The sequence below is a fragment of the Paraburkholderia sp. C35 genome (assembly GCF_003121405.1).
In the GTDB taxonomy this organism is placed as follows: domain Bacteria; phylum Pseudomonadota; class Gammaproteobacteria; order Burkholderiales; family Burkholderiaceae; genus Paraburkholderia.
In genome coordinates this window covers 1-5,021 of sequence record NZ_QBUY01000206.1, presented here as the reverse complement: position 1 = coordinate 5,021, position 5,021 = coordinate 1, and the positions used below count along the sequence as shown (strand labels likewise).

Annotated in this window: 5 protein-coding genes; all 5 read left to right on the top strand. The window is 61.8% G+C overall.

Going from position 1 to position 5,021, the window contains the following annotated elements; genetic code table 11:
- Positions 1-302: 302 nt before the first annotated feature.
- The 5 genes from DK391_RS43835 (at position 303) to DK391_RS44750 (ending at position 4,770) form a co-directional block, all read left to right on the top strand.
- On the top strand, positions 303-1,148 hold the full coding sequence (locus DK391_RS43835; RefSeq protein WP_109484244.1) for a fumarylacetoacetate hydrolase family protein: 846 nt from the start codon (positions 303-305) through the stop codon (positions 1,146-1,148).
- A 13-nt stretch (positions 1,149-1,161) separates the two neighbouring features.
- Positions 1,162-1,914 (top strand): SDR family NAD(P)-dependent oxidoreductase, encoded by a 753-nt coding sequence (locus tag DK391_RS43830; protein WP_109484243.1) that lies wholly within the window; start codon positions 1,162-1,164, stop codon positions 1,912-1,914.
- Positions 1,915-1,940: 26 nt separating this feature from the next.
- Positions 1,941-2,870 carry a dihydrodipicolinate synthase family protein gene (locus DK391_RS43825; RefSeq protein ID WP_109484245.1) on the top strand — a complete coding sequence of 310 codons (930 nt, stop codon included), beginning with the start codon at positions 1,941-1,943 and terminating at the stop codon, positions 2,868-2,870.
- 112 nt (positions 2,871-2,982) lie between these two features.
- Positions 2,983-4,308, top strand: a complete 1,326-nt coding sequence (locus DK391_RS43820) for an MFS transporter (RefSeq protein ID WP_109484242.1) — start codon at positions 2,983-2,985, stop codon at positions 4,306-4,308.
- A gap of 171 nt (positions 4,309-4,479) precedes the next feature.
- Positions 4,480-4,770, top strand: a complete 291-nt coding sequence (locus tag DK391_RS44750; RefSeq protein WP_162601071.1) for a hypothetical protein — start codon at positions 4,480-4,482, stop codon at positions 4,768-4,770.
- Positions 4,771-5,021: the final 251 nt, after the last annotated feature.

Here is a 5,021-nt window from a genome sequence, read left to right as displayed (position 1 = left end):
GCAGTGACCGGAGTGGGTGGTGTTAGCCCGCTTTCTTTTGCCTACTTTTCTTTGCGGCGGCAAAGAAAAGTAGGTGCTGCCCCGCATAGGGGCGACGCCTGAGGCACAAACACCAAATCGCGGATGCCAGCGAAGACAAACCAAATCCAAACCAACCCCAATCCCGATAACCAACAGTTATCACCCCCACAACATCTTTCATTATTCAAGCTCACCGGGTTTCCCTACATTATCCGCGAGACGAAAACACAGCAAACACAGCAAACACACCCATAACCATCGAGACACGGAAGAACACGAGAATGAAACTGCTCCGATACGGCGCCGCCGGCCACGAAAAACCAGCCATCCTCGACAGCAACGGCCAGATCCGCGACCTGTCAGCCATCATCGACGACATAGCAGGCGCAACGCTCGAACCCGAATCGCTCAACCGTCTGCGCCAGCTCAACACCGACTCGCTGCCGATCATTCCGGCAACCGAACGTATCGGCGCCTGCGTCGGCCGCATCGGCAAATTCATCTGCATTGGCCTGAATTACGCCGACCACGCCGCCGAATCCAACCTGCCAGTGCCGTCGGAACCCGTCGTGTGCGGCAAATGGACCTCGGCCGTGGTCGGCCCGAACGACGACGTCCGCATCCCGCGCGGCTCGCAGAAAACCGACTGGGAAGTCGAACTCGGCGTCGTGATCGGCAAGGGCGGCAGCTACATCGAGGAAGCCGACGCACTCAGCCACGTTGCAGGCTATTGCGTCGTCAACGATGTCTCCGAACGCGAATATCAGATCGAGCGCGGCGGCACATGGGACAAAGGCAAAGGCTGCGACACCTTCGGCCCGATCGGCCCGTGGCTCGTCACCGCCGACGACATTCCCGATCCGCAGAAGCTGAGCCTCTGGCTCGAAGTCGACGGCAAGCGCTATCAGAACGGCAACACCAGCACGATGATCTTCAACGTCGCGCAGATCGTCTCGTACCTGAGCCGCTTCATGAGCCTGCAACCCGGTGATGTGATCTCGACGGGCACGCCGCCTGGCGTCGGCATGGGACAGAAACCCGAACCCGTCTATCTGCGTGCCGGACAGACCATGCGCCTGGGTATCGAAGGACTCGGCGAACAGCAGCAACGCACCGTCGCGGCATAACAGGAGCACGCGCATGAACCAGTACGACTTCACGCAGCGCGCCGCCGTTGGCACGGGCGGCGCGCAAGGCATCGGTTACGCAGTCGCCGAGCGGCTGCTGCAGGGTAAAGCGCGCGTCGCGCTGTGGGATCGCGACGAAGCGGCGCTCGCCGAAGCCCGGGCCAGCCTCGCGCGTTTCGGCGACGTCCATACCGTGACGGTGGACCTCACGCAGCGCGACGAAGTGCAGGCCGCCACGCAGGCGAGCGTCGCGCAGTTTGGCGCGATCGATATCCTCGTGCACAGCGCCGGCATCGCGGGCGCCAATGCGAGCGTCGCCGATTACGCGCCCGAAGAATGGGCGCGCGTGATCGACGTCGATCTGAACGCGGCGTTTCATGTGAACCAGGCCGTTGTGAAAACGATGATCGCGCGCGGCTATGGACGCATCGTCAATATCGCGTCGATTGCGGGCAAGGAAGGCAATCCGAATGCGAGCGCGTATAGCGCAGCGAAAGCCGGTGTGATCGCGCTGACCAAGAGCCTCGGCAAGGAAACCGCGCAGCACGATATCGCCGTCAACGCGATCACGCCCGCTGCGGCGCGCACGCGTATTTTCGAGCAGATGTCGCAACAGCATATCGACTACATGCTGTCGAAGATTCCGCGTGGCCGCTTTGTCGCAGTGCAGGAAATCGCCGCGATGGTCGCGTGGCTCGTGGCGGCGGAAATCTCGTTCACGACGGGCGCGGTGTTCGATCTGTCGGGCGGACGCGCGACCTACTGAAAAACATGTCTGGCGGAATTCAAGTCCTGAGCTCACAACGCACTCCCCGTTATCGCGGCATTTTTCCCGTGGTGCCGACCACGTTCACCGACACCGGCGCGCTCGAGCTGGAGAGCCAGAAGCGTGTCGTCGATTTCATGATCGACGCGGGATCGGATGGCCTGTGCATCCTGGCAAACTTCTCCGAGCAGTTCGCGCTCTCCGACGACGAACGCGAAACGCTGACCCGCACGATGCTCGAACACATCGCGGGCCGCGTGCCCGTGATCGTGACGACGAGTCACTACAGCAGTGCCGTGTGTACCGAACGCAGCCGCCGTGCGCAGGAGCAGGGCGCATCGATGGTGATGGTGATGCCGCCGTATCACGGCGCGACGTTTCGCGTGCCTGAAACGCAGATCTACGAGTTCTACGCGCGGCTGTCGGATGGCATCGACATTCCCGTCATGATTCAGGATGCGCCCGCGAGCGGCACGGTGCTGTCGGCGCCGTTCCTCGCCCGCATGGCGCGCGAGATCGAACAGGTGTCGTACTTCAAGATCGAAACGCCGGGCGCCGCGGCCAAGCTGCGCGAGCTGATCCGTCTGGGCGGCGATGCAGTGGAAGGTCCGTGGGACGGCGAAGAGGCGATCACGCTGTTCGCGGATCTGAATGCGGGCGCAACGGGTTCGATGACGGGCGGCGGTTATCCCGATGGCATTCGCCCGATTCTCGAAGCCTTCCGCGAAGGCAAACGCGACGAAGCCTTCGCGCACTATCAGCGCTGGCTGCCGCTGATCAACCACGAGAACCGTCAAACGGGCCTGCTCGCTGCGAAGGCGCTGATGAAGGAGGGCGGTGTGATCGCTTGCGAAGCGCCGCGCCATCCATTGCCGCCGATGCATCCCGATACGCGCGCCGAACTGATCGACATTGCGCGCCGACTCGACCCGCTGGTGCTGCGTTGGGGAAAGTGATCGCATAGCATGAGGCGTGTCGGCGCTGACAACTCGGCAACGCCGGACACGCCAGCCAGCATCAAACAGAACCACATAGAGTTCACAGCAGGCAATGAAAGGAGGAGACACGATGGATGAGAAGCTCACGACAACCCATGCGTCGGCGGCCGGCACGACGCGCATGAATTTTCGCTGGCATGTGCTGATCTGGCTGCTGCTGGGCGGGATCATCAACTACATGGACCGCGCGAGTCTTTCGATCGCCGCGCCCGGCATGATTCAGGATCTCGGTCTCACACGCACGCAGATCGGACTGCTCGGCACGGTGTTCGCGTGGACCTACGCGGTGATGCAACTGCCCGCGGGCTGGATCATCGACCGCTTCGGCGCGAAGAAAGCCTATGCGTTCGGGATGATCTGGTGGAGCGTGGCGACCTGGCTGACAGGTGTGGTCGGTTCGATCTCGGGGCTGATCGTGATGCGCGCGTTGCTGGCCGTCGGCGAAGCACCGTGCTGGCCAACTTCGGCGAAGATCACAGCGGCATGGTTTCCGGGCAAGGAGCGCGGCTTCGCGACGGGCATCTGGGATTCGTCGTCGAAGTGGGGACCGGCGCTCGCGCCTGCGCTGCTGGTTGCGCTGATGATCGCGTTCGGCTGGCGCTCGCTCTTTCATGTGACGGGCGCAGTGGGCATCGTGTTCGCGATCCTGTTTCTGTTTCTCTATCGCAACCCTGCGCAGAGCAAGCGGCTTTCGCGCGAAGAGTTCGCGTACATCGAAGCGGGCGGCGGCGGGCATGAGCGCTCGCTGACCACGTCATCGATCAAATGGCGCTCGCTGTTCGGGCACCGCAGCGTGTGGGGCATGATCCTCGGCTACTTCTGTGCGATCTGGTTGTGGAATCTGTTTCTGGTGTTTCTGCCGCTGTATCTGCTCGACCGCTTTCACATTTCGCTTGCGCAGCTTGGCGTGTACGCGAGCATTCCGTGGTTCGGCGGCGCGTTGGGTGAGATCGTCGCGGGCTGGTTTGCAACGAAGCTGGTCGATCGCGGCGTGGCGTCGTCGCTGGGTGCGAAGCGCATCATCATTGTGTGCTGTTCGCTCGGCGCGGCAGTGTGCGCAATCGCGTTGCCGTTCACGCCGTCGATCACGCTGACCATCGTGCTGATGACGGTTGGCCTCGCATTTATCGCGGCGACTATCGGCAATGCATGGGCGCTCGCGGCGGATATTGCGCCGTCTTCGATGGTGGCGTCGGTCAGTGCGATCCAGAACTTTGGCGGGTACTTTGGCGGTGCGTTCTCGCCGGTCGCGGCGGGGTTTATCGTCGATCGCACGGGGTCGTATTCGCTTGCGTTCGTGATCGGTGGTGCGATTGCAGGATGCGCGGCGCTGTTTTACTGGTTTATGGCGCGGCAGCGGGTGGTGGAGGGGCCGCTCGAACAGCATACGGCGTGATGTATCGACAATCGAGGCAGTGGCTGCATACGCGTGGAAGATGCCAGGCGCCTGGCATCTTCCACAGTGCATTGGCGATGGGCGCATTTGAACCGCTGGAATATTGAGCACTTGGCAACCGGACGTTCTGCCGTATAACCTTTTTCGTGCCCCGTCGACACGGAAGACGCGATGAACGCTACGTCTGTTGCGCGTCCCGCATCAGGGTTGGTGCGCTTGCAGCGCTGGCTGTGGTGGGGTCTGTTTTTGGTAGTTTTTGAAGTTTTTTTGGGGTGTCTGGTGTTGTGGTGGCATCCGCTTTTTGTTAGTGGTCTGCTGGCGTTGCCCCTGTGCGGGGCGGCACTTACTTTCTTTGCCGCCGCAAAGAAAGTAAGCAAAGAAAGCGGGCTAACACCGCAAGCTCTTGTTATTGCCTGCGGGCCCCCAACGGCCCTGTCCTGTCCGCGGCATCGCTATTCTTGATGCCCGTTGCCAGTGCTCTTTATGAACGCCTCACCCGCTTCAATCATCCGTAGTACTGCTAGCGGCAGCGACCCGTCACTGCAGCCCAGGTGGCAAACGGTGTGTAGGGCGTAGTACTTCCCACGCGAGCGATCCTACAAGACACACCGCCTTTGCTTTTCAGTCCGGAGTGGAGCGCATAAGGCGCGACAGCCGACACACCGTTTGCCACCTGGGCGGCCTGGGCCGAACTGGTAAGACTCGCTGAGACG

Coding starts and splice junctions, on each gene's coding strand:
- DK391_RS43835 (WP_109484244.1), top strand. CDS start 303: ATGAAACTGCTCCGATACGGCGCCGCCGGCCACGAAAAACCAGCCATC.
- DK391_RS43830 (WP_109484243.1), top strand. CDS start 1,162: ATGAACCAGTACGACTTCACGCAGCGCGCCGCCGTTGGCACGGGCGGC.
- DK391_RS43820 (WP_109484242.1), top strand. CDS start 2,983: ATGGATGAGAAGCTCACGACAACCCATGCGTCGGCGGCCGGCACGACG.
- DK391_RS44750 (WP_162601071.1), top strand. CDS start 4,480: ATGAACGCTACGTCTGTTGCGCGTCCCGCATCAGGGTTGGTGCGCTTG.